34 protein-coding genes are annotated in these 24,633 nt (G+C 47.5%); 13 read left to right on the forward strand and 21 right to left on the reverse strand.

What is annotated here, in order from left to right; all coding sequences use genetic code 11:
- Positions 1-22 precede the first annotated feature (22 nt).
- Genes VFH06_00615 through truB form a run of 3 tightly spaced genes read right to left on the reverse strand, consistent with a single transcriptional unit; the run spans position 23 to position 1,718 of the window.
- Positions 23-727 carry a hypothetical protein gene (locus VFH06_00615; protein HET6746591.1) on the reverse strand — a complete coding sequence of 235 codons (705 nt, stop codon included), beginning with the start codon at positions 725-727 and terminating at the stop codon, positions 23-25.
- A gap of 27 nt (positions 728-754) precedes the next feature.
- Positions 755-1,021, reverse strand: coding sequence for a 30S ribosomal protein S15 (gene rpsO, locus VFH06_00620; GenBank protein HET6746592.1), 267 nt, complete (start codon positions 1,019-1,021; stop codon positions 755-757).
- Between the two features lie 40 nt (positions 1,022-1,061).
- Positions 1,062-1,718 carry a tRNA pseudouridine(55) synthase TruB gene (gene truB, locus VFH06_00625; protein ID HET6746593.1) on the reverse strand — a complete coding sequence of 219 codons (657 nt, stop codon included), beginning with the start codon at positions 1,716-1,718 and terminating at the stop codon, positions 1,062-1,064.
- A gap of 50 nt (positions 1,719-1,768) precedes the next feature.
- On the opposite strand from truB, the gene VFH06_00630 reads away from it, so the two are divergent.
- Together VFH06_00630 and VFH06_00635 are read left to right on the forward strand one after the other, a co-directional pair.
- Complete coding sequence (locus VFH06_00630; GenBank protein ID HET6746594.1) at positions 1,769-1,921, forward strand: hypothetical protein; 153 nt, start codon at positions 1,769-1,771, stop codon at positions 1,919-1,921.
- A 99-nt stretch (positions 1,922-2,020) separates the two neighbouring features.
- Complete coding sequence (locus VFH06_00635; GenBank protein HET6746595.1) at positions 2,021-2,707, forward strand: PIG-L family deacetylase; 687 nt, start codon at positions 2,021-2,023, stop codon at positions 2,705-2,707.
- Here VFH06_00635 and VFH06_00640 read toward each other — a convergent pair.
- Complete coding sequence (locus VFH06_00640) at positions 2,704-4,632, reverse strand: hypothetical protein (GenBank protein ID HET6746596.1); 1,929 nt, start codon at positions 4,630-4,632, stop codon at positions 2,704-2,706. The genes VFH06_00635 and VFH06_00640 overlap by 4 nt on opposite strands.
- Positions 4,633-4,790: 158 nt before the next feature.
- Between VFH06_00640 and VFH06_00645 the strand changes: the two genes are divergently transcribed.
- From VFH06_00645 to VFH06_00660, 4 genes are all read left to right on the forward strand, one after another.
- Positions 4,791-5,384 (forward strand): IS1595 family transposase, encoded by a 594-nt coding sequence (locus VFH06_00645; protein ID HET6746597.1) that lies wholly within the window; start codon positions 4,791-4,793, stop codon positions 5,382-5,384.
- Between the two features lie 113 nt (positions 5,385-5,497).
- On the forward strand, positions 5,498-5,728 hold the full coding sequence (locus tag VFH06_00650; protein ID HET6746598.1) for a hypothetical protein: 231 nt from the start codon (positions 5,498-5,500) through the stop codon (positions 5,726-5,728).
- Positions 5,729-5,828: 100 nt separating this feature from the next.
- Complete coding sequence (locus VFH06_00655; GenBank protein HET6746599.1) at positions 5,829-6,989, forward strand: methyltransferase domain-containing protein; 1,161 nt, start codon at positions 5,829-5,831, stop codon at positions 6,987-6,989.
- Entirely contained in the window at positions 6,986-7,393 is a 408-nt protein-coding gene (locus VFH06_00660; protein HET6746600.1) for a PPC domain-containing DNA-binding protein, read from the forward strand. Before VFH06_00655 ends, VFH06_00660 begins: the two co-directional genes overlap by 4 nt.
- A gap of 55 nt (positions 7,394-7,448) precedes the next feature.
- On the opposite strand, the gene VFH06_00665 is transcribed toward VFH06_00660, so the two are convergent.
- The 3 genes from VFH06_00665 to VFH06_00675 all read right to left on the reverse strand — a co-directional run bounded on the left by VFH06_00665 (position 7,449) and on the right by VFH06_00675 (position 8,961).
- Entirely contained in the window at positions 7,449-7,724 is a 276-nt protein-coding gene (locus tag VFH06_00665) for a DUF3892 domain-containing protein (protein ID HET6746601.1), read from the reverse strand.
- A gap of 317 nt (positions 7,725-8,041) precedes the next feature.
- A complete protein-coding gene (locus tag VFH06_00670; protein ID HET6746602.1) occupies positions 8,042-8,749 on the reverse strand; it encodes a hypothetical protein in 708 nt (235 codons plus the stop codon).
- Entirely contained in the window at positions 8,746-8,961 is a 216-nt protein-coding gene (locus VFH06_00675) for a helix-turn-helix transcriptional regulator (GenBank protein HET6746603.1), read from the reverse strand. Before VFH06_00675 ends, VFH06_00670 begins: the two co-directional genes overlap by 4 nt.
- 384 nt (positions 8,962-9,345) lie before the next feature.
- Between VFH06_00675 and VFH06_00680 the strand changes: the two genes are divergently transcribed.
- From VFH06_00680 to rpsT, 4 genes are all read left to right on the forward strand, one after another.
- On the forward strand, positions 9,346-9,789 hold the full coding sequence (locus tag VFH06_00680; GenBank protein ID HET6746604.1) for a hypothetical protein: 444 nt from the start codon (positions 9,346-9,348) through the stop codon (positions 9,787-9,789).
- Positions 9,776-10,159 carry a JAB domain-containing protein gene (locus tag VFH06_00685; protein HET6746605.1) on the forward strand — a complete coding sequence of 128 codons (384 nt, stop codon included), beginning with the start codon at positions 9,776-9,778 and terminating at the stop codon, positions 10,157-10,159. The genes VFH06_00680 and VFH06_00685 overlap by 14 nt, the downstream gene beginning before the upstream one ends.
- A gap of 63 nt (positions 10,160-10,222) precedes the next feature.
- Positions 10,223-10,453, forward strand: a complete 231-nt coding sequence (locus VFH06_00690) for a hypothetical protein (GenBank protein HET6746606.1) — start codon at positions 10,223-10,225, stop codon at positions 10,451-10,453.
- A gap of 330 nt (positions 10,454-10,783) precedes the next feature.
- A complete protein-coding gene (gene rpsT / locus VFH06_00695; GenBank protein ID HET6746607.1) occupies positions 10,784-11,173 on the forward strand; it encodes a 30S ribosomal protein S20 in 390 nt (129 codons plus the stop codon).
- A 33-nt stretch (positions 11,174-11,206) separates the two neighbouring features.
- Here rpsT and holA read toward each other — a convergent pair whose 3' ends face one another.
- Entirely contained in the window at positions 11,207-12,121 is a 915-nt protein-coding gene (holA, locus tag VFH06_00700) for a DNA polymerase III subunit delta (protein HET6746608.1), read from the reverse strand.
- 55 nt (positions 12,122-12,176) lie between these two features.
- Here holA and VFH06_00705 point away from each other — a divergent pair, with 55 nt between their 5' ends.
- Positions 12,177-12,734 (forward strand): hypothetical protein, encoded by a 558-nt coding sequence (locus VFH06_00705; GenBank protein ID HET6746609.1) that lies wholly within the window; start codon positions 12,177-12,179, stop codon positions 12,732-12,734.
- On the opposite strand, the gene VFH06_00710 is transcribed toward VFH06_00705, so the two are convergent.
- Genes VFH06_00710 through VFH06_00750 form a run of 9 tightly spaced genes read right to left on the reverse strand, consistent with a single transcriptional unit; the run spans position 12,721 to position 20,252 of the window.
- Complete coding sequence (locus VFH06_00710; protein ID HET6746610.1) at positions 12,721-13,572, reverse strand: hypothetical protein; 852 nt, start codon at positions 13,570-13,572, stop codon at positions 12,721-12,723. The genes VFH06_00705 and VFH06_00710 overlap by 14 nt on opposite strands.
- Before the next feature lies 1 nt (position 13,573).
- On the reverse strand, positions 13,574-14,179 hold the full coding sequence (locus VFH06_00715) for a hypothetical protein (GenBank protein ID HET6746611.1): 606 nt from the start codon (positions 14,177-14,179) through the stop codon (positions 13,574-13,576).
- A 9-nt stretch (positions 14,180-14,188) separates the two neighbouring features.
- A complete protein-coding gene (locus tag VFH06_00720) occupies positions 14,189-14,914 on the reverse strand; it encodes a hypothetical protein (GenBank protein HET6746612.1) in 726 nt (241 codons plus the stop codon).
- Positions 14,915-14,927: 13 nt separating this feature from the next.
- Positions 14,928-15,860: a hypothetical protein gene (locus VFH06_00725; protein HET6746613.1), complete on the reverse strand. Its 933-nt coding sequence runs from the start codon at positions 15,858-15,860 to the stop codon at positions 14,928-14,930.
- Positions 15,861-15,899: 39 nt separating this feature from the next.
- Positions 15,900-17,087 carry a hypothetical protein gene (locus tag VFH06_00730; GenBank protein HET6746614.1) on the reverse strand — a complete coding sequence of 396 codons (1,188 nt, stop codon included), beginning with the start codon at positions 17,085-17,087 and terminating at the stop codon, positions 15,900-15,902.
- 4 nt (positions 17,088-17,091) lie between these two features.
- The gene (locus tag VFH06_00735; GenBank protein ID HET6746615.1) at positions 17,092-17,805 is read right to left on the reverse strand and encodes a hypothetical protein; all 714 of its coding nucleotides are present in this window, start codon (positions 17,803-17,805) and stop codon (positions 17,092-17,094) included.
- Positions 17,805-18,011: a hypothetical protein gene (locus VFH06_00740; GenBank protein HET6746616.1), complete on the reverse strand. Its 207-nt coding sequence runs from the start codon at positions 18,009-18,011 to the stop codon at positions 17,805-17,807. The genes VFH06_00735 and VFH06_00740 overlap by 1 nt, the downstream gene beginning before the upstream one ends.
- Before the next feature lie 53 nt (positions 18,012-18,064).
- A complete protein-coding gene (locus VFH06_00745; GenBank protein HET6746617.1) occupies positions 18,065-19,120 on the reverse strand; it encodes a hypothetical protein in 1,056 nt (351 codons plus the stop codon).
- A gap of 13 nt (positions 19,121-19,133) precedes the next feature.
- The gene (locus VFH06_00750; GenBank protein HET6746618.1) at positions 19,134-20,252 is read right to left on the reverse strand and encodes a hypothetical protein; all 1,119 of its coding nucleotides are present in this window, start codon (positions 20,250-20,252) and stop codon (positions 19,134-19,136) included.
- Positions 20,253-20,279: 27 nt separating this feature from the next.
- On the opposite strand from VFH06_00750, the gene VFH06_00755 reads away from it, so the two are divergent.
- The gene (locus VFH06_00755; protein ID HET6746619.1) at positions 20,280-21,479 is read left to right on the forward strand and encodes a hypothetical protein; all 1,200 of its coding nucleotides are present in this window, start codon (positions 20,280-20,282) and stop codon (positions 21,477-21,479) included.
- On the opposite strand, the gene mutM is transcribed toward VFH06_00755, so the two are convergent.
- The 4 genes from mutM to VFH06_00775 are packed head-to-tail and all read right to left on the reverse strand — an operon-like array spanning position 21,480 to position 23,982.
- Entirely contained in the window at positions 21,480-22,346 is an 867-nt protein-coding gene (gene mutM / locus VFH06_00760; protein HET6746620.1) for a bifunctional DNA-formamidopyrimidine glycosylase/DNA-(apurinic or apyrimidinic site) lyase, read from the reverse strand.
- A 2-nt stretch (positions 22,347-22,348) separates the two neighbouring features.
- Positions 22,349-22,783, reverse strand: coding sequence for a dUTP diphosphatase (gene dut / locus VFH06_00765; protein ID HET6746621.1), 435 nt, complete (start codon positions 22,781-22,783; stop codon positions 22,349-22,351).
- A complete protein-coding gene (locus VFH06_00770; GenBank protein ID HET6746622.1) occupies positions 22,780-23,358 on the reverse strand; it encodes an HAD-IA family hydrolase in 579 nt (192 codons plus the stop codon). Before VFH06_00770 ends, dut begins: the two co-directional genes overlap by 4 nt.
- A gap of 24 nt (positions 23,359-23,382) precedes the next feature.
- Positions 23,383-23,982, reverse strand: coding sequence for a hypothetical protein (locus VFH06_00775; GenBank protein HET6746623.1), 600 nt, complete (start codon positions 23,980-23,982; stop codon positions 23,383-23,385).
- Positions 23,983-24,241: 259 nt separating this feature from the next.
- Between VFH06_00775 and VFH06_00780 the strand changes: the two genes are divergently transcribed.
- Positions 24,242-24,520, forward strand: a complete 279-nt coding sequence (locus VFH06_00780; GenBank protein ID HET6746624.1) for a hypothetical protein — start codon at positions 24,242-24,244, stop codon at positions 24,518-24,520.
- Positions 24,521-24,633: the final 113 nt, after the last annotated feature.

Here is a 24,633-nt window from a genome sequence, read left to right on the forward strand (position 1 = left end):
GTCAAGCAGTAAGTAAATTAATTTACCCCGCGTGGAGAGTAAAATCGATGTCGATGGGTTCGTGCGAGGCTGCCTTGAGCCGCTTTAGACCCTCAGAGAGCTCGGGAAGAGCATCGCCTGATGCAGCTGCGTCTTGAATTACCATCCAGCGGGTTGCACCACTCTCTGTTGTTCGTTCGTTTTTCTTGCCCTCATACGCAACGTGCCATAAAATACCCGGGCGATGCACGACGATTTCATTATTGAGAATGTATCGCACATTAAGCGGACAGACTTGGTGTACTGTATATTTCTCATCGAGATTGCGGCGCTTCATCTCTCTTTCGATACTCCCGGTAATGCTGTCGCCATAGTGCATCTTTCCGGAAGGAAGGCTTAGCTTACCCGTCTGCGGCTTACGTATCGGGATATACACAAGTACTTCATTACCTTGAGTGACGAGAAGCGTCGTGTAATGATACGGTCGCAACATGAGGCGATGGGTCGTAAATGAAAATGCATCACTCACCAAATGGCCCGTATTCGTAAGATGATATACCCCCTCCCTCAGTTCCACAAGACCACTGCTTTTTAAGTTTCTTAGGTGATAATTGTATGCGTTTCCTTCTAAACCTTTTGGTTTTAGCTCGGCATATTTTTTAGGGCCGGACTGACGCAGAGCGATAATAATTTGGCGCTGTACATGGTGGCTTATGTCAATATTTGTAGTAGGAATGTCGCGTGCCATAATGTCATAAAAGAAAAACCCCGCAACTTATTTGCGGAGTCCGAGTTTAGCGACTGTTGCCTTGTACATCTCAAAATTCTTCTTTTCGAGATACTTCAGCAGCTTTTTGCGTCGCCCAACCATTTGCATCAATCCACGGCGAGCCATGAAGTCATGCTTGTTGCCCTTAAGATGGGTAGTCACTTCATTGATACGAGCCGTTAAAACAGAAACCTGCGCCTGAGGTGATCCGACGTCGGTTTTGTGGACTTGTGTCAAAGCAAGTGCTTTGTCTTTATTCTCTCGTGTAATCATCCAAGCTAGTGTACCAGAGTTGAGGACACTTTTCAACAGGTTAATTGCCAATATCTTCAATCACAAGGCTATCGGCTATATCATATTGTGCAATTCGTGTGCGCCGAAGCTGCGAGCAATACGCACCGACCCCTAATCTTTCTCCAATATCCTCACCAAGCGTCCGGATATATGTGCCACTTGAAACATGAGCGCGAACTTTTACCTCAGGGTACGTGTATTCGAGTAGTTCCAGCGAGTAAACAGTGACATTCCTAAAAGGAATCTCTACCTCCTCCCCTTTTCGCGCGAGTTTATAGGCTCGCTGGCCGTTGATTTTAATTGCACTGTAGATAGGTGGTCGCTGGGTAATATTGCCAACAAAATGTGCCATGGCCGCTTCGACCTCCTCTTTTGGAGGCCGGCGAGTATCCTTAGCATGTATTTCTCCCTCGGGATCGCCCGTAGAACTCGTTTCACCAAGTCGAAATGTCGCCTCGTAGACCTTATCGAGCTTAGAATATTCACCGGCATTCTTGCATTCCTTCCCTGTTACAATGATCATGAGGCCTGTGGCAAACGGATCAAGCGTTCCTGTATGGCCCACCTTCACTTTTTTACCCATCTGCTCACTCAGCCGGCGACGAATCCGTGCCACCACACCAAAACTGGTCATACCAGCAGGCTTATCGATTAAAATAACTCTATCTTGCATCATCTTATATTGGTTTAGCTACTGGTTTGCAGTTTACATGACTCCGTGAGACAATGCCACTACTATCTCATCACCCTGGAAGGATGCGAGATGGCGAAAAAGGTGAAGAAGCAGAGAAAGCAGTCTCACCAACGGATGGACTGGCACGGTCAGCCATGGACACCATCAGCGGCATGCCTGGCGGCGGCTGGGAAACCATCCGGTAATTCTCCATGCGGGTATATGTTTGGTCATCCCGAACGTATACCCGCATCAACAACTTTGAAGCTTCACTAAGACACACCTCTTTTTGTTATTATAAGGATATGAAAAAAATTATTTTTGGCATTTTTGCTCATCCGGACGATGAAGCATTCGGTCCAAGCGGCGCACTTTTAAAAGCTACCCGGCAAGGCGATGAACTTCATCTCATTACCTTCACAAATGGCGATGCGGGGACAAACCCGGACAATATTCCTGATCTCGGTAGTGCTCGCCTTGAGGAATGGAAAAGGGCTGGAGAGCTCATGAGCGCAAAAACCATGCATTTCTTAGGCTACAAGGATGGCTCTCTTAGTAATACCATATTGCTTGAGGCCACGCAGAAAATAACAGAGATTGTACGATCGATTACCGAGAGCGCGGATGAAGACCACGAAGTCGAATTCATGACTATGGATCTTAATGGTATTACGGGCCACATAGATCATATCGTCGCCGCACGTACAGCTTGCCTCGTTTTTTATCGACTCAAAGCCACTAATTCTCGCTTCAGGCGTATTCGCCTGGCTTGTTGGCCGAAAGAAGCTTTTCCTGTCATCAACACTGATTGGATTTTCATGGAACCTGGTCGCAGCAAAGAGGAAATAGATGAGACTATTGACGCGCGCAATCTACAAGACGAGCTCAAAGCAATCATAGAAACACATCACACTCAGCGCCATGACGGCGAAAACTTCCTCGCTTGGCAAGGAAGTGATCTGGGATTGTGCTATTTTTTGGTAAAATCTTAAGACTGACCGGGAATCTTAAATTGACCGGGATCGTTTGATTGCGGAGCCGGCTGTGATGGTGCAGGCGCGCCAAGTACTTCTTCAAGCTTTTCGGGAGGAAGGGCGCCTGAAGGTTGTGAAGGTGCCGGAGCTGCTCCTCCTGGTGCGGGAGGAAGCGGAGGTAGTGTTGAGAAGTCGGGCATTGGTGGAAGCGGAGGTAGTGCAGCCGAACCGGTTTCAGCAGACTGGCTAGGCGGAATCATGGCTTCAGGTTGAGGCATCGGCGCTTGCGGCGCAGCACTAAATGCAGCATCAACCGCCGCCCTTGCCTCTTCGTGCTGAGGAGCGCGAGTTTTAGCGTCTAAGTCGGCTAATGTTTCGTTAGGAGGTTGAATAGGTGGCGCATACGAAACAGGGGTTGTCTCGGGCTCGGCAGCAGGTGCCTGAGGTACAGGTGTAGGGTTTGGCACTGGTGCAGGCGCTCCCGGAGAAGCTTGGCTGAATGGATCGACGACAGGAGGTTCATATTCAGATTGGGCCGCCGCATTAAGAGGCGATTGGAAGGTAGGCGACGAATCTCCGACGTACGAATTGCCGCCATGAGTCAGAATTGTGTGATTTTGATCGTTCTGGACCTCTTTGCGTTTGTCTTCGGCCGCTTGCTCTGTTGTTGCATTGAGAGTACCACCAAAGCTTGGTTCGATCGTTTTATCTTTAGGCGCATTATTTACTTCGGCCGGACCGATGGCGGGTGCGCTTGCGGGTGGCTGTACTGCAGCATCATCTACCTCTTCGCTGGCTGCCGCAATGTCCTTTTGAAGATCAGCAAGCGAAGGTGTTGCTGCTGCCGCGGGGGCGACCTTATTTAATTGCTGAGCTAAGTTTTGTTCGGCTGCTTTGGCCGCTTCAGATTCGAGTTCTTTTGGCACCTTCTCTGCCTGTTTTGCCAACTCTTCTTCGGCGCGCTTAGCGGCAGCCGTCTGTTCATCAGAGGCGGTTTCGGCTGCTACTTCGTCGAGGTCACCTTGCTTTTCATGCGAAATAGTCAACGAACCGTCATCGGCAGGCTTAGGTTTTTTCGCCTCGTTCTTTTTTGCCGGTTTATTGCGCAAAAGCTTAGTAGACTGACCTTCCGCAAGATCGGTCGTTCCGTCAGAATTGTTATTTCCGGCGCTACTGCCGATTTCATGGGCTTCTTCAAGCTTTGAGGCAATCAGTTGCTGGTTTGCACCGGCTGTCATAAGCTGACCGGCTACGGTCATGGCCTTTGAAGAAGTGAGGCTATTGCTGAAACGATCAGTCGCAGCAACGATGCCTGTGAGGAATGCTGTTGCGATCTGTTCATCCAAAAGCGCTTTGTCGCTCTTTAATGAATCGGTAAGAGATACGAGCATCTCACTCAAGCTACTAGCATTCTGTTCATGCCAATCTACACTCCCGAGCTGGCTTCGCATATCGCCCACGGTCATTGTAGCTACCGTTGCGTCATGGAGGATTCGTCCGTGCGCTGCGAGAGCTTCATCGAGATCATCTTGACTTTGCACACCGAGCCCCAAAACAAGTTCTACATTGTAATCACCCTGGCTGAATTCGAGGTCATCTCCCGTGATTGTTGTGCGGTATGGTGTAATGAAGATTTTCACCACGTCACCTTCTACTTTATAGCGAAGGTGGTCGGCCTTCTCTTTATCAAGTGCGATGATAAAATCGCGCAGACTATCGACTGTCGCCTCAAAGGTCTTTTCGGGATCAAGAAAGGTAATCGCAGGGGGAATCGCACCACTAAATACAGCTGTGGCATGCTTTTTCATCTTATTGAGAAGTACTGTCAAGCCAAGAGCAGCACTCAGCTCGTCTACTGAAGGGTTACGACTTACCGTAACAAGAATATTGCTACTGTCTTTTATCTTATCGACGATTTGCTGCTTAGCACCTGTATCGTTCATCTTTAGAGTTACCTTGCTTTTTATTTCTATAGAGTTTGAGGTTACTATAGCATAAGTATTTTTACTGCGTCAACAAAAACTCTTGTTTTATTTACACAGTAGAATTAATAGGCAATTATATACTTGACGTTACCACTCACCCCTGATACACTAGAGATATGGAAGCATTCAATCTCATTCAGTTCTACAATTCATTCGCCACGGAAGAACAGTGCCAAAAGTTCCTATTTGAGCAGCGGTGGTCTGAGGGTGTCATTTGCCCTAAATGCGGTGAGATTGACGTTAAGTACTATAAACTGGCGAGCGGCCGCATGAAGTGTGCAAGCTGTCGCAGCCCATTTACCGTCCGTATGGGCAGTATCTTTGAAGAAAGTCCTGTGCCGCTTCAAAAATGGTTCTTGGCGATTTATCTATGCACCAGCCTCAAAAAAGGCGTGTCTTCCATTCAGCTTAGTAAGTATATCGGCGTTACTCAAAAGACAGCTTGGTTCATGCTCCAACGCATCCGTCACGTATTTGAAAGCGGTAGTTTTGAAAAACTATCCGGCGAGGTCGAAATGGATGAAGCATATATAGGCGGTGCGGACAAAAACAAGCACCATAGCAAGAAGCTCAAAACCCTCACTGGCAAAGGTGCGCAAGGCTTTGGCAGCAAGAATAGCAAGACGCCTATTGTTGGCATGGTTGAGCGTGGCGGTAAGCTCCGAGCAGTTGCCACAAAAGACACGGGTAGAATTTTCTCAACGAGCTAAAGCCATCTCTCTACTTCACAAAGGAAAACGGCGATCAAATCACGGGCTACCTGCTTGAAGTACTTGACCCGCTCATGCCGAGATATGCGGTTAGGAAACGAGTTAAAGACTACGTGGAATATCTAGCGAGTGGTGATTGGCAAGATGAAACAGGGTATGGAGAACCGCCCGTTGTTCTTATCGCTTGCCCGACTGTAGCCGACCTTATGTATTGCAAGAGACGGGCGAAGAAAGAGACTGAGGACAATGACCTAAGTGAAGCTGAGGCATCGCGTATTCGTTTTGCCACTATAGAAAAGGTTAGGCAACTTGGTGTGACGGCTAAGATTTGGGAGGAGGTGTAGCTATTTTTGTAACTCGCTTTTGCCAAGGGCAAATGCGAGTTGGTCACTTTTTACGAAGGAAAAGTGACATATCAGCCCCTCTATACGGTATTATGGAATAATGAATGATACACCTTGGCAAGATCTTCACAATCGATACAAAGACCAAGACTGGATAGATAAACCGTCGTTATTTGCGCAAACCGCAATAACCTATTTCCCATCCAAAGGCCGCGTGCTTGATCTTGGCGCGGGTCAAGGCCAGGATAGCCGCTACTTTGCCGAACACGGTTATGATGTTGCGAGTACCGACCTTGAAGAAACGGCGCTTGAGCAAAGTAGGTCAAAATTGCCAGATGAGTTAAAGCAAAAGATAACTATCCGAAAGATAGACTTGCGCGAAGAGCTGCCATTTGAGGATGGCGTGTTCGATGTGGTGTATGCTCATCTTTCGCTGCACTATTTTGACTACGAAACGACCGTGCGTTTATTTGACGAGATACAACGCGTAATGAAGCCCGGCGGAATATTAGCTTTCTTTACCAACTCAATACATGATCCACAGTACAACACCGGCACCAAACTCGAGGAAGACTATTTTCAGATTGGCGACAAGGCAAAACGATATTTCAGCGTGAGTACTGCCCGAGCTTTTACTAAGTACTTCGACGTATCACTACTTGATGACCAGGGCGAAACATACAAAGACAACGCCATAGGCGTACACAATCTCATCCGCTTTATTGGCGCTAAGCGAGCGCACCAGCCCTTCACAATGGCTATTCCGTACTGTGGTGCTATCGTTGAGCGAGAACAAAACGGCGAAAAAGAGGTGCTCATGCAAACCCGCTGGAAGCCTCACCGTGACCCTGTCTACTCGGGCACACTCGAATTTCCGGCTGGCGTTCTGGATAAACCCTTTGAAGATGTCCATGACGCCTTAGCGCGTGAGATCAAAGAAGAGGCCGGTCTGACGCTCAAGGCTATTAAGCAAGATAATCGGACACCGGCTCTCGGCACCGGCAAAGATGATAGTGTCATCGGCTTTCGCCCCTATTGCTGCACACAACAACTCAATAACGGTAAACCTTGGATCGGCTTTGTTTTTATTTGTGAAGTAGAACCTGGCGAGCCTACAGCACAACTAAGTGAAGCCAAAGATGCCAAATGGATGAAGGTAAGCGAAGTCAAAGAGCTATATGAAAAGTCGCCAGAAAAGTTCTTTGGCTTAGAGCTTCCAGCTTGGCACTATTACTTCAATGAGATGGGGGAACGGGCATGATACATACTTTCCGCCTCAAACCCGGCGCTGATCTTAAAACCGAGATCGAAAACTTTGTAAAAGCCAACAATATACAGGCAGGTTTCATCGTGACTTGTGTAGGTGGTCTCAGCCAAGCTTGTATGCGTATGGCTGGCGCCCTGCCTGATAAGCAAGACATCCGTACCTACGAAGGCGACTTCGAAATAACTTCACTCGTAGGAACTGTAAGTGTTAATGGCGTCCACCTCCATATGGCTGTATCAGACAAAGATGGCCATAGTTTTGGCGGCCATCTCAAAGAGGGTACCATCATCCATCCGACTGCTGAGATTGTGATTGGAGAGGATGAGTCTGTTACCTATACGCGAGAACTGGATGAAGAAACTGGTTTTCCAGAACTGGTTGTTAGGACAAATAAATAAAAATGCTAAACAGACCCTACTCAATAACAAGGCGGGGTCTGTTTGGGTTACTTAACTAGTACTGAGGTAGCGAAAGAAGGTTATTCGTCCACGTTTTGTCGGCATAAGTCTGTAGATATTTGATGCGGCCATTGTCACGTATACCGCACCAGACCGTATGAGAGCCGTCGGGCACATAGGCTTTCTCGTTGTTATCCTCGAGCCATTTAATAAATGACTCACGTTCATAGACACCCAATGTGCCATCTTTCTTCGGGCAACCGTAGTGCGAGATCGCCTCATGGGGGCTATTCCGGTCGGGTTTCCGGATATGTGTAATTTGAATCGACATGCTTTATCTCCTCTCGAGATTTAATTTGGTATACTCGGAGGGTGACGCAAAAACGCGCCACCCAAAATCTAGTCGCTGGGCATATTTACTCTTGGATAGGTTGTAAGCCTGGCGACTTTAGTTTTTGCCGCGTTTTGCAGCGCCAAGGACGAATACTAACGCCCAACCAGAACTAAAGTTATGTTCTTGGGTGTAGCGAGCGGGACCGTTGATGAGGGTGTCGATGAATTGCTGCATGTTCGGTAAACCTCTTGGAGAAGTCAGCGCCACACCCGTCGCTCGATTGTTAATCTGTTACCTATAATAACATCTACGAGTTACTTTTCTACCGGTTGTGATGGGTCTGGCTCTTTGCAATACTGCGTTTCAACCATATACGACTGACCACCGAGCCACATGTTATTGTCTCCAGTGAAATCTTCGACCGAGAAACGCTCTTGCTTCATTGCATCGCCCAAAAGATATACTCGCTGTTTTTCAACCGTAGGAAAAATGATTTCGGCTATATCTTCAGAATAATGCGATACACTTCCGTTTTTTGAGTCAAGCCGTGCACTAAATACTTCTCCTTGCTGGACAATAGCATCTTCTCCAAGCAAGGCTACTATTTCCTGCACAGAGTGATCCGGGCCATCAGCATCTGTTCGTGCACCCGTAGCGTGTTGTCCTTCATATAGGCCAAGCACGATACGTGAGGTACCTGGTTGATGAGCCTCACGCAAGTGCACGGCACCCAGCTTCTCTGCTAAATACTGTACACCAGCCTCACATTCTACTATTCCTGGCGGCAGGCCATATTTATTGCGTGGGAAGCGAGTACGAGTAAACGACGTAACATTGCCAGTATGTGAATCTCTCGTGAGCGTACCGGTGTAGCGATGTTGCGCTTCTGCCGCGGCCGCTAGAGTTGTTACGATGAATTCATCGTAAGGCATATCAAATTCAAGTCGAGCACTCCATTGTGGAATAGGCTCAACCTCTCGGAAGGTTGGTGGTTTATAAAACTCAGGGCTTTGACCGGTCACAATCCTTTAAACAGCTCCTCTAACGAAACGCCAAGCCCTTTAGCAATTGCCCCTATAACAATAAGCGAGCTATTTTGCTCGCCGCGCTCAATTCGGCCAATATAAGTCAGGTCGAGATCACACTTATTGCCAAGCGCTTCTTGTGTAAGGCCACGCTCTAATCGGAGCTGACGCACTCTTTTGCCAAACTTTTTTACAACGGGCTTTGTCATCTACTACTAGAGTAGTTCTCTGGCATGAATAACTCTACGGACGATATGTATTATTTTATCTTGAAAGTACTTGCCTATACGGATTATATGTCTTACTATGAAACTAGGCTTTGTTTTTTAAAGCGGACAATTTGGAAGACCTAACCCATATTCTTTTGAGTATGGTATGGTCTAAAATCCCTGACAGATACTGATCCCGTCGTTCAGCATCTGTCAGGTCATGCGCCGAAAGGTTCATGGGGTGAAAGCCCGCTGGCGGCGGGTTCTGTGTTTTCTCGCCGTCCTAACAAGAAAGCCTGACAGCAATTATGACGAAACGACTAGAGGCAGTCGCAGCGACTGCTATTTATTTTGTACTTTTTTGCGGGAGGCCGGAGGGTAAATATGCATGGCCTATTCGTTGAAAAGTACTCACTAAATCACAAAGCTTTATCCCAACAACTAGCCAGGCATATTGCTGCGCATGGCCCGCAAGGAAAAGCTGCGATTGTTACTGACAAACCAATGACCCTACTTGCATCTGTTCGCAAACAATGGCTTAAGCTTATTCGTTTAATGGAACGTGAGAGATCAAGTACGCTCAACCCTGTCCGAAAAGAGCAGCTCGAAATACACCTCGAATGGATGCGTCAGCTAAGCTTTACGGCAAAAGCACCGGAAGACATACTTGAAGCGGGCATAACCTTTGCGACGGCTGACGATTTTGTACGTACTCCACCCGACTGTCGGATGATTTACATAACCTACAGTTTTGAGCGCGAAAAGCTTCACATGCTAACGAGCTGGATGCCGAGAAACGGCGTTGTGGTTATCTATGGACAGGACTAAGCCATTCACTACAGTCGAGGATATTCTACTGCATCTCAAGTTTATTCGTACCAAAAAGCAGGAGTATATTCTCTGCCTATCCCTGGATAGCGGAAATCGCCTCATAACTCGTCGAGTAGTGACGATTGGCACGCTTACATCATCACTTGTACATCCGCGTGAAGTATTCGCTGGCCCGCTGAAAGATCGGGCAGCTAGCGTGATTGTGGCACATAATCATCCATCCGGCGACCCTCATCCGAGTCGTAAGGACATTGAGGCTACGCAACAGTTAGTGGCGGGTGGGATCTTGCTGGGCATTCCGCTACATGACCATATTATTGTGAGTAAGGAGGGTCATTATAGTTTTAGAAGCAGTCATATGCTTTGATATTCTTAATTTGTTCGGCGGGCACCTAAAATCAATAATGCCACTCTTTGCTATAATCAAGCTATGGCAACAGATAAAAAGCCGACCAAGGAAGAAATCAAAGAGCTAGAAGCTCAAATTAAACGCGACCAAGAAAAGCCTGTGCGCGAAAACGAACGGCGCGCAAGAGTCGGCAGTAGTTTCAAAGACGCTGTCAAAGAAATGTCCAAAGCACCACCAATAACCAATAAAGATGTAGCTAAATGGGCCAAAGAACAGCGTGAAGAAACTGATAGCTTAGAGAACGATAAGTAGCTTTTACATTCTGAAAATGATACCTCTGTTATGATTGGTAACGTCAAGTATATAATTGCCAATTAATATTATGTACGGTAAAATCGTCGTCACGGCACGAGGAAATGTCGGTCAATCCTTGAAGGATATGGCTTTCACCATGGATATAATCCCGGCCGTCATGTGCAACCTGAATATGCGAGTGATTATCGCGTGTTCGCTTGCTTCATATCCTTTATGCGCATCGTACAGCAAAAAGGCTACAACCGTTCCGCCTCTTTACTTTTTCACTATTTTCCTCTATAATCTCACTTTGATTGTACTAACAAGCTTTTAAGAAAAAGGATATACATGCCAATCATCAAATCAGCTATTAAACGAATGAAGCAGACCGCGAAGCGCCGCGAGCGCAACGTTGGTATTAAGCGTGACATTAAATCTGCGGTAAAAGCATTTATTGCAAAGCCAACGAGCGAGGGTCTTTCGGCGGCTCACAGCGAGCTTGATACGGCCGTTAAAAAGAAGCTTCTTAAGAAAAACACTGTTGCACGTCGCAAAAGCCAACTTGCGAAAGTTGCGAAAGACGCCGGCGTCAAACTAGCCGCAAGTAAAAAAGCAACGCCAAAAACGGCCACAGCTAAAAAGCCTGCTGCCAAAAAAGAGACCGTAGCAAAAGCACCGGCTAAAAAGACTCCTGCCAAAAAACCAGCGGCCAAGAAGCCTGCTGCTAAAAAAGCCTAAGCACTTTTTCGCTTTACCTAAACAGCCCTGAGACTATTGGGCTGTTTTTGCTACCTTCAAAAGCGCGCGTTCAAGAAGCAACCAAGGTTCAGCAACCGATGTTTTCATATCGGCATCAGCTTCAGCGAAATGCGCCAGAATTTCTTTACCTCCACGACTACTAAGGCGCTTGGCGGGTTGACTTAACTTTGAGATGACAAAAGGATGGACACCCAAGTCAGAAGCCACTACCGCATCAGGGACTTCGCCAAATGCTAAGGCAAGCAGCTGAAAACTCTGCCCACTCACCAGCCCAAACAGTCGATAGGGATCTTCTTGTTTTTGAAGGACACGAAGCATTTCCTTTACTTCCTGTGCATTACCTTTTAAAGCCGCTTCAAAAAGGCGAAAGGCGTTTTCCGTTTCGTTCGGCTCTATTATTTCCCTGATTAGTTCCGGCGTAATCGTATCGAGAAATTGTAGTTTTTGTAATGCCTGCCATAATGCCCACTGATCGACTCCCACCCATGCCACAAGTGCATGTGCACTTTTCTTATCTAAAGAGCTTCCTAAGGCCCCAGCTTCTTGTACCACCCAAGTCTCGGCCTTACCCGTGTCACGTTCCGACCATACTTGCGATTCATGGACGGTTGCAACTTTTTGAAGTAATTTGTACGTTTTCGTGCGCTTATCTGGTTTGGCGTCAACGAGTACCAAATGAACGTCATCGCTCACCCGGGAAAGCCACGCTTCAAAATCATTCCATAGCGCTTTATTAACTGCCATATTTTTTATAATGACAAGGCGTTTACTAGCAAATAATGACATGCCCATAAGAAGATCTGGCAACTGCTTTACTTCCAATGTTTCGCCGTCCACCCTCTCGGCCGTACCGTCAAAGTCAGCAATGATGCGCATCACTATGCGTTCGTTTTCAAAGCTATTTTCACCTACGATAAGACTTATCATCTTCTTCTAGTATACGTCACATCAGATCGTCCCCATATCCTGGTATACTAATATCATGAAAAAACGGAGGCAGTGGCGAAAACTAACCGTGGCGATGCTTTTTGCGATAGAAAGCATACTCCTCTCTTGTCCAGTATCGGCCTCTCCGTTTGGCCAGGGGAAATTTGGCGCTGATGTCCCCTTCGGGTCAATGACAAGTATTTCTATTAATCTTGGCGGTAATGTGGCCTTATCGCTCGCCCCAAGTGGCGGCAATTTAAGTGGAAATAACTCGCATGTTGTTACTGTGACATCTACCGATGTCGTCGGGTATTACCTTTATGCCCACACCACCGACGGAACAGCTATGACGAATGAAAGCGCATCGATTCCTGCAAGCAGTAATTCCTCAGACGCTCCCCTTAGCATCGGATCATGGGGGTACAATACAACCGGCTCTACGAGTGATTTTTTGGGCATGAATGCATCGAGTGTTTTATTAAAGGATGCCGCCGGCCCCTACAAAAGTGGTGACCCCACCACGGTGACATACGGGGCGCTTGTTAGCAATACCCAGGCCGCCGGGACATATTCTATCGGAGTTACCTACACCGCGGTTGCTAAGAATCAGTAGGTTGTTTTCTTCGCTTGAACAAGAGTATACCCAACCAAATACTACCCACAACTAACGCGATCGACCATGGCGGAACATAAAGACTGTATTGTACGCGCCGAGTGTCGTGGCCATCTTCATCTCTATACCCTATTGCCGCCTGATACACTCCCGGCAATAGTGGCGCAGGCATCGTCTCCTCAACGGTTCGCGTTGTGTTTGGTAGCAGGACGTGAGCTACTTCGTTAGGCGGTGAACCCGGGAATGGCAAAATACCTTTCATGACGCCCGATGTATAGGCAACAAAGTGGGTATTGCCCGTATTTTTCGCATCCAGACTGAACGGAATATCTCCTCCAAATGATATCCACGGTATACTCGACTGAACGATAGAGCTCTCCTTGCTCAGTTCACCGCTTGCCGTGATATACAAGACAGTCGCCGCACGCACCTTCTCTCCCTCCACTAAAGAGGTAGAGGCAAAAAGCGTAAAATAATGACCCCCAGGAGCTGCGTCGGCAGGCGCCACCACTGTGTAGGAGATCGTACGGCTTTCGCTCTTTTTCAATGTAACTTCCGTTTGCTCAAAGTGCACCCAGTCCTCCTTAGGAAGGTCGAACATGTAGCTATATGTATAATCAGCAACAGAAAAATGCTCAACCGAAAGCGAAACGTCCATGGGTTTCTCGGTTAAGTTGGCTATGGTAATAGAACTCTTGGTAGTTTTTCCGGGATCTATCGTAAGGAATTGACGCGGCGGTGTAATGAGCAGCCCCCGATCAGCGGATAACGCTCCGACCTTTGGGGTAACCGCAAAAAACAGCGCGAGGATTCCGGCAATCACCCCTATCCGTTTCATGTTACTCTTTCGCCGGACGTTTTATAAGCTGGACCTGAATATCGCTGACAACATTCATGTAGTGCTGAATTGCAAACAGTTGCGTCTCCTGGCTGCGACTCTGCCATTCCGGCAATATCACATAGCCATAATTGAAATCGAAGTCACAAGAAACAGGATAATGATCGAGTTTATTATCAATGCGCCATTGTTTATTCAAATACAAAAAGCTGGCTTCAGAAATTGCCCTGGCGTGCGTTGGGTCTTGCCAGGCACGCATGCTCGAATAATACGGGCACACAATGCGGGCGAATCCTGAGGTGGCAATATTCGGATTGTTTTTATCGAATGTGGCGGGTTTTAAAATACGATAGATTTCATCAAAAAACTGAAAGAAAGGATCATCCCGGCTATCGCCATGTGGAATATGTTCGACAAAATTTGAACACTCAATTTCGTCAACCGAGTTATCGGCAAATTGGCTCCACGGAAATGTGAGTAAATCCTGTACATAGTCCGTGTCTTTTGTTTTGACGATATCAACGCCTTTAAAACCTTCGGGCTTGTTACCGCCACAGGCAAGTGAAAGCTTAAGTGGTGCTTCTTTCTTCTGTTTCTTAGCTGGCATAATCTCTCCTTACCACATTATCTGATTAACCGTATCGTAGTGGCCCACGCGGACACGTGCATCGCAGGCAAATTTATAGCCCAACTCGCGTGCCTTCTGGAAAAACCAAAGATCTTGGGTGTACACCTGTACACTCCCGTCTTGTGCTACTTCTTGCTTCGTCTTAAACCAATTACCATACTCAAAGCGTTTGTCTTTCAACATCTCCAACCTAAAAAGCGTAAAGCCCATGCCCAGACCATTACATGGCGTGACAGCTCCCGGCTCGGGAATCTGCGGAATAAAGTTAACAGGCATTACTTTCGGGTCGCCATAGCACATTGGCTGACCACCTTCACCTTTTGTCCAATACAAACCACCCACGGCATCATAATCATCGATTGCTTCGTAGAGCTTCATAAGGCCATCTGCGGGGGGCGCATTGTCCTCCTCGAGGGTTAATATAAATTTGAACTTACTAAGTTCGGGATTTTCGAGAATCATCTGGATAACGTGATTATACGCCTCACCTACCTCCATACCCTCCATAAAGATCGGCCCAAGTACCTTTTGATTCATTGGCCGGAGCATCCCCTGCCAGCTCTGTACAATTCGTGCTGGAATCATTCCGCGTGTTGGGCAAACGATAATTGTTGAGAGATCACGGTAGGTTTTTTCTTTTTCCAGCCGCTCCGTATATTCACTGGCATTGTGAATCCCAGCATTATCGGGAACAAGAATTTGCGGTTTGGTCACTTCAATCTCCTCATTAAGCAGTCAGCCAGCCGACACTTATTAGATAGGGTGTAAACATTACGTCAGCACCGTATGATGTACCCAACGAATTTATAGCGTAGGCACGTGCATGATATAGTATACCATTGCTTAAGCCTGTCATGGAGACCGAGTAGGCCCCCGTCGTTCCCGCAGAAGTTGCCTTGCTATCTGAGGTTGTTGGATTGACGGAGGTACTCCAACACACACCACGTTCGGTAATGGTACTGCCACCATCCGACACCACCGTTCCATTACCTATCGCCGTCGAGCCTGTTATGTTTGTTACCGGCTGAGTAGTAACCGTGGGTGGCGTTTCGGAAGGTTGGGGCTCAACACCGATAAGTACCGCGATCGCATTGCTTGAGCTCGTAACCGAAGCATTTGCTGCGCTATACGTTCCTGAGGCTCCGGGTAGATAATACGCCCCAACACCCGAGTCAAAATCAATTACTTCCGTAAAGTTAGTCGGAGGTGTATGGGTTCCGGCGGAGTCATTATACCCGCTCCATATAAGACCGGGGGCAAACGATGTCGTAAGCTGCGTAGTGCCATACGTCCCAGCCGTTCCCGTCCAGCTTGCAATATTCGAGCCAATCGGATCACCGCTTAGTTTCACTCCCGTCATACAAAAACAGTGAACATGCGACCACATGGGCGTCCCCCATGAAAACATGTAGGTGCCTGCGTCAGAACCTGTCAAACGTTTCCAGTAAATATCAAGCTTGGCATCTCCACTAGTGACCTGTGAGCCCACATGCGTAAAGCCCGAAGGTGGAGTGACTGCGGGGTTGAGTCCCGAGGCCCATCGCGTCAGAACCGCGACAACCACGTCATCGGTTGTTGCTCCACTTGGTACCGCTGGTGACTGCTGGGACTGATCGGTGTCATTTCCCGTATTTGAAGAGGAACGAAAGCCTACCGCCACAGGATACTTCCTTTCATTTCCCTACATTCTTCAATCATATCAATACGTAGCATTATAAATAGCATTATAAAAGTTAGCACGCATCGCATACCCGGCTGACGAATTATTGATTTGAGATCCGGCAATACTCGCAGGCCCGGCACTTGTGGCTACAGTATAAATACCCTGGAGCATCATCACCTCATTATTGGCATTAGATGTAGCGCTTCCAAGTGGCGTCAGAACACCTTGCCCCGCCGCGGTACCAAGAATACTGTTGCCCCACATCGTAAAGGTAGCACCCGTAGCCGTCGTTGCGCTTGAAATCACCGCAGCAGCCCAGTACTCACCTGGGGTTATATTGACATTCATAGGTACCGTCAACTCTCGCATACCGGTAAGGCTCGTCAGCCCGCTCGTGGCGCTGCTTGCCGCTTGCCACGAGAATGCATGGAGCGCACTCCCCGAAGAAGCAAGCGAAAGAGACGAGCCGTTCAAACTATACAGTCCCATCCATACGGATAGATTGGCTGATCCCGTTGATGCGGCGGTGCTTGTTCCCAAAGTAAGTGAGCCACCCATTTTCATAGCACTTCCACTAACATTGAACGGTATGTACATATGGTTGAGCGAGAGCGACCCTTGGACATTCGCACTGAGCGCAGTAAAAATACCATTCGGGTAATCAAACCGCGAAAGCGTCGTGCTGGAAGGTGCGACTGGCGCACCAATACTTATTGTCCCTCCGTTGGTTGAAATACTCACTGCGCCTGTTGCCGATAAGCTTGAGGTTTGAGGAACGGAGAAATTGAATGACTGTCCTGTCGTTGAGGCAATCGTCATGGCACCGCCCGCTACGGATAGATTTGCCGTACCACTGGTATATGTCGTTTGCGAGTTGGCAAGTGCTATACCACCTCCACCGCCACCAGCTCCGCCAATAATACTCACGGCGTTGCCGTTTTGCGAAAGCGTAATATTATTACCGCCTGCCAAGGTGAGTGTTCCCGAGCTTACTTGTGCCATGACGCCGGCTGTATTTCCCGAGAGCGTCATGTTGAACAAGTTTTGTGTTTGTACGGTTTGGTTGGCAGCCGAAATGGTAATCGTTGCCGACGATGCGTTCACGCTTTGACTAAGTGTGACGTTGTTTCCTCCAGCAAAGACGATTCCCCGGTTGACCGTGCCTGAAGTACCGCTCGTATTACCGAGGTTACTCATGCCAAATTTTCCAAACAGATACGACATAGGCTTAAATTATATACCAGTTACTTCCATTTGATACTGTGCGAATCGAAAAATACTGCGTATCCAGCACGAAACTCGTTGCTCCATCAATCGTATCGCTTCCCGAGCGTGCCACCGAGCAACTATTAGCCGAGCTATCAATCCGTTTCACAAAAAAACTATATCCGCTAAATGAGGCCGCAGCCGGTAACGTCACGGTAACATTACCGCTCGACGCATCCGCAAAAATCACCACATCGGTACCGACAATCGTGTAATTACTCGTTTTTGTGCTGGTAGCTAGCGTTGTATTAGCATCGGCGTCACTCCATGCCGGAATACCACCGCTTACCCGCAGCGTTTTACCTGTTGGTCCTACCGGCAAGCGTACGAAACTACCTGATGCGTCCCGATAATACAAATCTCCCGTTGCCCCTGACGAATCGTCATATAAGGCAACTTTTTTACGCACCGTTCCGGTGGTTATCGTAAAATAGAGCGAATCAGTATTAAATTCAACCGCGCCAGTCTCGGCTGTGGAGAGAAGTGTTCCTGAAGTAAACTTAAGAGGTGCTGTTCCAGCGGTCGCAGTTCCCGCCCTTATTGTTACCTTTTGGTGGCCCCCGTTGACAGGATTATCAGTATCGTCATTATAGTGTTCCTTCATTAGGTACTGACGAATGATGTCACCCCAAACACCGTCGTCACTATTAACTATAGGAAGTCGCTGGACAGCCATTACACCCCAAACTTTCTCGAACCAAACCCAGTAGATGCCTTCGCCTGGCTCGTATCGGGTGCTTCGGCTGTTCGTTTAGCATGGTTAAGAAGCGCTACGATATTGCTCAAACCAAAGAGAACCAAAAGTGACGCCCCTGCGAATTGCAGAAACTCACGACGTGTCATTTGCTTGTCGAGCAATTTCTTTTGCGTTTTTTTATCCATACCTCTGTCTTATCTATTAAACGCGATAAGACCTCCCTAATGTGTTAGATTGATCACTTACGGAAACTAACGGGACGTTTCTTGTGTCGGCGAGAACGGAATACCTTATAAACAACCGACCATAAACCAAAACCTGTCAACGCTACTACCAGGAATATACCCAAAATAATTTTCCACGGAATAATCCAAAAACCAACTTCTCCAGTTATGGGTATGTCACGCTGGCCATCGTTATATATAGCAACGAGTTTAGCCGTATAATAGCCGATTCGCAGCTTCGAAAGATCTACCGTGCTCCAATCAGATTCGGTATGCGTGCCTTCGGCGTTAGTGCTCGATTTTACCCCAGGAAAGCCATCGTTCCAGTCAATAGCCAAAGTACGAACACTACCAGGCAAGATATATCCTTCATTTTTATTTACAGGAAGTGCCGAAATAGGGTTCGCGTCATTGCTACCCCGCTGAATAAAAACATTTCCCGCCGGCCTAACAATACTGTTACCGGTATTTCTGAGCTGTACATTTATAGTTGCCGGTAAGTATTCGTAAAATGATCTATCGGTTGTGATACTTCCTAGCTCTAACGTGCGCGTTGCGCCCGGCTTATCAATGTTTACTAGCGCAAATACCGCGACAGATCCTTTTAGCTCACGTTGTGCTCCTGTTGGGGCCGGTTCATCTTGACGAGTAATCACAAGAGCGAACGAATAGCTGAAACCTGCTTCTTTTGGAATAGCCAAAGTAACCTTCTCAGTAAACCATTCACCAGGTTGTACAGTGAAATTCGGCGCACTAAAGGATGTCCAATCACCGATTTCACTTGGTTTCTTCGTATCGTCAAACGATACCTGCCCTGAATTGTTATCGATCGAGAACGATCGAGGAGCAATTTTCAATTTCTCAGGAGCAGATCCGGCATTGCGAACCTTAAGCTCATACGACATCGTTTGCCCTGGTTTTATTGTTACGACAAGCGGAGATGGAGAAACCTGTAGGTAAAACTCACCATCGGCCGCAGCCACCTTCTCAGACAAGAGAACGGGACTCGCTCCGACAAGTCCCACTACTACTCCCAAAGCTAAGAGATATTGTCGTATTCGTTTGCTCATAAGGATTACTTTTTTAGAATAGTCCAGCTCCTACTACTGTTATCGTATCAGTATAGTCACTTGCACCAGGAGTGGTCGGATTAATCGCCACGTTGTTTTTAATAGTCAGCACAGCCGTGTCCGCAGTACCGTTCGAGCTAGCTAATGTTCGAAGGCTGGTATCGAGCCCCCCACCTTGCCCCGCCGATGAGCCGACAAATGGTGCTGCGATACTGATCGTTCCAGATCCACCCACTTGTGAGCTGGTGATCCCCGTATTGTAGCCTTCGGTACCAGCCGAGAGCGTACTGTTTGAGCCTGGCGTTGTTGATGCGATCGTTTTTGATGCGGTAGCAGAATTAAGCCCTGTGTTGAGATCTTTTGCCCATACCATCCAGCCATTTTTAGCATTCGTACTCACCGTAGCTGTTCGTGGCGTTGGGCTGGTAGTAACGCTACCCGTTGTGAGCGTGCCCAGAGCATCAGTGCTGGCACTTAGGGCGAATGAAAATGTTGATGGTACGGTCGCAGTCACGGTAATTTGGTCACCTGTCACACTCGACGTGCTAAAACCCGCTGTGTCGATGTTGGTAGGTGTTGTTGTTCGCGTAGTAATGGTGCCCGTATTAGACCCTGAGGCACTCGACTTAACGGTAACAGCTGCGCTGTTTGTCCAGTTAAAGCAGTAGAGCGTGCCCACCGTAAGGTCACCACTTGGGAACGTTACTACTTGGCCCGTCACATTGGTAGCCGTAGCAATACTGGGCCATGCGGTACCACCCGTTGGCCAAGCGAGGTTGGTCGTACTTACCGTGAAGTTAGCGGCGGTGCCGAGTGTATACCCTGTTGGAAATGTTACCTGTACATCCGCCTCTGTAGCCGTAGTAGTTGGTTTAGCGCACACCGTACCTGTCGTAGCTGTGCTAATCTGCATACGATCAAATCGTACAGTTGCCTGCCCTAAATCTGCGGCAGACGCAAAGTTTTGCGAAAACAAAGGCATAAGGAGCGAAAATATGAATACTGCAATTGGTGCAATAAGCCTCGTACTCTTTAAAATAGTTGTTCGACTGTGCTGCATATTCTTTAAAATCCCCGTTGTGTTGGCTTTAGTATAAGCGTTATGATACGTACATGCAATAGAAGAATGCATAGCATAAGCGTAGTGGAATTATAAAACATGAAAATACCCATGACTGTTACTCAAATCACAAGGCTTACCCTACTTCGCGTCATGAGATCATTATTTCTCATAGCCATCCTTGCCGGCACACTCATTCTTGCCCCAAAGATCAATGCCCAATCATACGATGTTACTGCACGAGTTGACTCTCCACTCCCCACAAGCCCGGCCACCATCACCTCTCCTGCTGATCAGCAGCATTTCAACACGTCCCCCATTACCGTCACGGGTACCTGTGATGATGGTACCTATGTCGCTCTTTTTCGTAATGGTGCATTCGCTGGCACAGCGAGTTGCACAGGAGGCTTCTTCACTCTTCAACTCGCCCTGACTCCTGGAAGTAACGTTCTTCAAGCAAAAAACTATAATAATACCGACAATGAAGGTCCTGCGTCACCACCAATTACGGTCTATTACGATATTCCTCTTCCAGAGCCCACACCCCCTCGCAGCGGCACCTCTTTAGGTCTGGAAATAATAAGTATCGATGGTATCCCCTACGGCCCTTACCGTACCTATTCCACTAGTTCTCGTCCGATCATACAAGGCCTTGCGCCCCCTTACTCTACAATCACCATAAACTTTGGACCAGAAGATCTGATTTGTCGTGTGACTGCCGATATTCACGGCAAATGGTCTTGTCGCCTTGCGGAGAATCTTCCTGATGGAACACATCTTGTTACTGTTTCTGGTGTTTCCCCTCAGGGAGTGGTGACAAAACTTCTTCCTTTCACTATTTTCTCTTCGCACGCTACCAAAAGCCCCATCGCTTCGTCTGAGGGGCTTTTCATCCTGTACTTCCCATACAGCTATCGCACCTATAAGGTAAATGAGACTTGGCAGGGTGATATCTCTATACAAGGCGGCACACCCCCCTACATTACTTCCGTCGATTGGAACGATGGAACCATATTTGAGTATAAAAATAACAATTCAAATACTTTTACGATTAGCCACGCATTCAACAAGCCTGGTAATTATCAGCCCATCATATATGCTACCGATCAACACAGCAACAAGTCATCGCTCCAATTACTCATACCAGTTGTGGGTGAAGACAGCCAGCCCGGCTCAAATTCGTCCCTGATAACCGCGATCATTGGTATTGTTGGCGTTATTGTCCTTGCAAGTATTGTGACGGAAGTTTGTATTGTCGCTTCGTCGATCTTCTTTAAGTCATCCGCACCTAAAAAGTAACTACCGCTTTTGGCAATACGGACAAATGTGCGTTCCGCGCCCTGCCGCCTTAAACTTTATAATCGTGGTGCCACAACGCGGACATGGCTTGCCCTCACGCCGAAATACGCAGGCAAAATCCATGTAACTCCCTCGCTTACCTTCGGCATTCACATAATTTTTATCCGTGCTACCGCCCTTCTCTATTGCCAGGTTCATAACCGCGCGAAGTTCTTTGTATAACTGTTTAAATTCCTGGCTATTCAGAGTTCCAACAAGCCGGAGTGGATGAACTTTTGCGCCCCAAAGGCTCTCGTCCGCATAAATATTCCCCACACCTGCTACTACTGTCTGATCCAGCAATGCTGCCTTGATACTTGTTTTTGCCCGGCGCTTGAACCGCTCCTCAAAAGCTTCTGGTGTAAAGGTTGCCTCAAGCGGCTCCGGCCCTGCTTTTTTCATAAAATCAATGTTCGGCACCTCCAGGGTCGGCAACAGCTTTACCCATCCAAACTTCCGCTGATCATTAAAATAGAGGTGAGAGCCATCTTCAAATGTAAAAATAACCCGAGTTGAGCGGTCGGGCAGTTCGCCTATCAAACTATCGTTCGGATGCCCAGCACCAAAAACAGCCTCGCCGCGATATACCAATTGCCCAGTCATCTTTAGGTGGATTACCAATGTATATCCTGTAGATAAGTCAATTAAAAGTACTTTAGCGCGGCGGCGTACATCTGTTATTTTTGCCCCAAGCAAAAAGGCCTTTACATCTTTTTCGGCATTCGGAAAACTCTTTGGTGTATCGTGCGTTACTTCGCGTACAGTTCTTCCAATTATCAAGCTTGCAAGCCCACGACGTACCGTCTCAACTTCTGGTAGTTCGGGCATTGTTACCTTCCCGTGTGGCCAAAGCCACCTTCGCCACGAGCTGTTTCATCCAATTCGCCCACCTCCTGCCATTCAGCCTGCGTACACTGAGCAATCACTAATTGAGCGATACGGTCACCATCCTGAATTTCGTATGGTTCGTGAGAAATATTAGCAAGCAGCACCTTCACCTCTCCCCTGTAGTCCGCATCTACGGTACCCGGCGAATTAACTACTATAATGCCATGCTTGAAAGATAAACCGCTCCGCGAACGCACCTGTAATTCATATCCAACAGGCACCGCTATAAATAACCCGGTAGATACAGCTACTCGCTCAAACGGCTCCAGCTTTATAGGACCATCCGGCAGAAACGCATGCGCGTCCATGGCGGCTGCATGTTCAGTCTGATACGACGGAAGTGAGTGATGTGATTTGTTGATAACTTTTACTTTCATAAGATCTCCTTTTCCGCCGCAACAGCTCGCACAGCCTCTTTTAATTGATGGTTTGACACGAATAGCACTCCTTGCATACCCGCCGTTTGAGCACCTTCGACGTTATCTTGTCGATCATCAACCATAAGGCACTCGTAGGGTTCTAGGCCCAACCGCTCCGCCGCCCGTTCAAAAATGATCGGATTCGGCTTAGTAACTCCTTCTTCTCCCGAGAGAACGACGACGTCGAACAAATCGTGAAGCTGGTGCTCGTCAAAAAAATCCTGAATCCACCCTCTGCCTATGTTGCTAAGGAGTGCGATTTTGAAATGAGGCTTTATATCCCGTTTCAACCAATCAATAATCTCATCATTAATTACATATTCTTTCTGGAAAGCATCGGCCGTTTCAGCCTCACTTACCCCTGTTATTTTTGCAACGCTCGTGATATAGTCATCTTTTCCGATAAATCCATGATCAGAGAGTTTATTGAGATCATATAATTCATCGTGAAGTTTGGGAAAATTAGCAAAATACACTTTGCTTGCATCCACGTACAGCACGCCAAAACAGTCTAATATAATACCGCGTATCATATGTTTAGTATACGCGGTATTACTCTATAAATCGATCTTGCTAAGAAGTGTTTTTTGGTCAGGTATCTGCCCGAGGAATAGGCTCTGCAATTGTTTTACACTCGCCTTCAATGACCCCGGCGAGCCCTTACAGTCTGATGTCCATAGATGTTTTACAGAATTTCCGTTGTCCATAATGTCGAATTCATACACGAGCCCCGTTGCACAGATACCACGAATATCGTCTTGGTCACCGGTAAACGGCGTACCTTTTGATAGATTAGCCTTATCGAGAGCATGGGTAAACTCTTCATATGCTTTTATGTTATTGCCCAGTTGGCTAGATGCGATTGGCTGGTCAAGATACCCACTATACGTTGTAAGCGTACGGGCACTTGGTGTCACAAGTACCTGATAAGAGCGAAAGTTTTCATCGGCTACAATCTTACCCCGTACCGTCATACGAACGCTATGCGTATCAGACGAATTAAGAAGCGCCTGTTGGCTTGTATCGGTCGTCGGGGATGGCTGGTCACCACCTCCAAAAATTGCTCGGCCAACAGAGACAAGCGCAGCAATGGCGATCGCAATCACCACAAGAACGATAATGACAGGAAAAATCCGTGCTCGATCACCTCTATACATAAGCTCATTGTATCACTTTTATGATTATGTGTCAATCATGTGTATTGACAGGGATTCAGTTAGACATTACGGTATACAGTGTCATTATACTTCGAGCACGAGGAGAAATCACGTGAGGGAAAAGACACATGGTTCAAGGACCTGGGCACCCTTCGGAATGAATTGATTCAGGAAGAAGTATCCAGAGAGGAAGCAAGGGATAAGCTCTTCGCTCTGGCAAACACCGTCAAGGCCCGGGAAGCCTGAAGGGGTGGGCTGCATGAGTAGGAAAAGCAAAGAGGAGCTGCTAGAGCAGCTGAACGAGCTTCAAGTTCAGATGTCGAGCGGACAGGTCTCGAAAAGCGACGCCGCAAAGCAGTTAGCAACCTTGGTCAATGCTTTCAAAGCGTTGAATCTGACCAACTCGCTGACCGATGCCGATTACTTCGTCATCACCGATTTTCTTGTAGCAGACCTCAACAAGACTTCCTCTATTGAGGTTGAGCAGTACGGCGGCCTGCTGAGTCATGCGATCAGGGCCTTTACCCAATACGAGTAGGTTAGATCGACTTTACGCCTTCTTCATATCGGCAAAGATATGAACGCGACGCCGGGACTACGAAAATTCCCGGCTATTTAAATTCTTATAAAATTTTATGGTTCGGCCTCCCC

The sequence above is a fragment of the Candidatus Saccharimonadales bacterium genome, assembly GCA_035697325.1.
GTDB lineage: Bacteria > Patescibacteriota > Saccharimonadia > Saccharimonadales > Saccharimonadaceae > JALRBM01.

Excerpts from the sequence above, each read along its gene's own strand:
- VFH06_00615 (HET6746591.1), bottom strand. The coding sequence starts at position 727 with ATGGCACGCGACATTCCTACTACAAATATTGACATAAGCCACCATGTA.
- rpsO (HET6746592.1), bottom strand. The coding sequence starts at position 1,021 with ATGATTACACGAGAGAATAAAGACAAAGCACTTGCTTTGACACAAGTC.
- truB (HET6746593.1), bottom strand. The coding sequence starts at position 1,718 with ATGATGCAAGATAGAGTTATTTTAATCGATAAGCCTGCTGGTATGACC.
- VFH06_00630 (HET6746594.1), top strand. The coding sequence starts at position 1,769 with ATGCCACTACTATCTCATCACCCTGGAAGGATGCGAGATGGCGAAAAA.
- VFH06_00635 (HET6746595.1), top strand. The coding sequence starts at position 2,021 with ATGAAAAAAATTATTTTTGGCATTTTTGCTCATCCGGACGATGAAGCA.
- VFH06_00640 (HET6746596.1), bottom strand. The coding sequence starts at position 4,632 with ATGAACGATACAGGTGCTAAGCAGCAAATCGTCGATAAGATAAAAGAC.
- VFH06_00645 (HET6746597.1), top strand. The coding sequence starts at position 4,791 with ATGGAAGCATTCAATCTCATTCAGTTCTACAATTCATTCGCCACGGAA.
- VFH06_00655 (HET6746599.1), top strand. The coding sequence starts at position 5,829 with ATGAATGATACACCTTGGCAAGATCTTCACAATCGATACAAAGACCAA.
- VFH06_00660 (HET6746600.1), top strand. The coding sequence starts at position 6,986 with ATGATACATACTTTCCGCCTCAAACCCGGCGCTGATCTTAAAACCGAG.
- VFH06_00665 (HET6746601.1), bottom strand. The coding sequence starts at position 7,724 with ATGTCGATTCAAATTACACATATCCGGAAACCCGACCGGAATAGCCCC.
- VFH06_00675 (HET6746603.1), bottom strand. The coding sequence starts at position 8,961 with ATGACAAAGCCCGTTGTAAAAAAGTTTGGCAAAAGAGTGCGTCAGCTC.
- VFH06_00680 (HET6746604.1), top strand. The coding sequence starts at position 9,346 with ATGCATGGCCTATTCGTTGAAAAGTACTCACTAAATCACAAAGCTTTA.
- VFH06_00685 (HET6746605.1), top strand. The coding sequence starts at position 9,776 with ATGGACAGGACTAAGCCATTCACTACAGTCGAGGATATTCTACTGCAT.
- VFH06_00690 (HET6746606.1), top strand. The coding sequence starts at position 10,223 with ATGGCAACAGATAAAAAGCCGACCAAGGAAGAAATCAAAGAGCTAGAA.
- rpsT (HET6746607.1), top strand. The coding sequence starts at position 10,784 with ATGCCAATCATCAAATCAGCTATTAAACGAATGAAGCAGACCGCGAAG.
- holA (HET6746608.1), bottom strand. The coding sequence starts at position 12,121 with ATGATAAGTCTTATCGTAGGTGAAAATAGCTTTGAAAACGAACGCATA.
- VFH06_00705 (HET6746609.1), top strand. The coding sequence starts at position 12,177 with ATGAAAAAACGGAGGCAGTGGCGAAAACTAACCGTGGCGATGCTTTTT.
- VFH06_00710 (HET6746610.1), bottom strand. The coding sequence starts at position 13,572 with ATGAAACGGATAGGGGTGATTGCCGGAATCCTCGCGCTGTTTTTTGCG.
- VFH06_00715 (HET6746611.1), bottom strand. The coding sequence starts at position 14,179 with ATGCCAGCTAAGAAACAGAAGAAAGAAGCACCACTTAAGCTTTCACTT.
- VFH06_00730 (HET6746614.1), bottom strand. The coding sequence starts at position 17,087 with ATGTCGTATCTGTTTGGAAAATTTGGCATGAGTAACCTCGGTAATACG.
- VFH06_00735 (HET6746615.1), bottom strand. The coding sequence starts at position 17,805 with ATGGCTGTCCAGCGACTTCCTATAGTTAATAGTGACGACGGTGTTTGG.
- VFH06_00740 (HET6746616.1), bottom strand. The coding sequence starts at position 18,011 with ATGGATAAAAAAACGCAAAAGAAATTGCTCGACAAGCAAATGACACGT.
- VFH06_00745 (HET6746617.1), bottom strand. The coding sequence starts at position 19,120 with ATGAGCAAACGAATACGACAATATCTCTTAGCTTTGGGAGTAGTAGTG.
- VFH06_00750 (HET6746618.1), bottom strand. The coding sequence starts at position 20,252 with ATGCATTCTTCTATTGCATGTACGTATCATAACGCTTATACTAAAGCC.
- VFH06_00755 (HET6746619.1), top strand. The coding sequence starts at position 20,280 with ATGAAAATACCCATGACTGTTACTCAAATCACAAGGCTTACCCTACTT.
- mutM (HET6746620.1), bottom strand. The coding sequence starts at position 22,346 with ATGCCCGAACTACCAGAAGTTGAGACGGTACGTCGTGGGCTTGCAAGC.
- dut (HET6746621.1), bottom strand. The coding sequence starts at position 22,783 with ATGAAAGTAAAAGTTATCAACAAATCACATCACTCACTTCCGTCGTAT.
- VFH06_00770 (HET6746622.1), bottom strand. The coding sequence starts at position 23,358 with ATGATACGCGGTATTATATTAGACTGTTTTGGCGTGCTGTACGTGGAT.
- VFH06_00775 (HET6746623.1), bottom strand. The coding sequence starts at position 23,982 with ATGTATAGAGGTGATCGAGCACGGATTTTTCCTGTCATTATCGTTCTT.
- VFH06_00780 (HET6746624.1), top strand. The coding sequence starts at position 24,242 with ATGAGTAGGAAAAGCAAAGAGGAGCTGCTAGAGCAGCTGAACGAGCTT.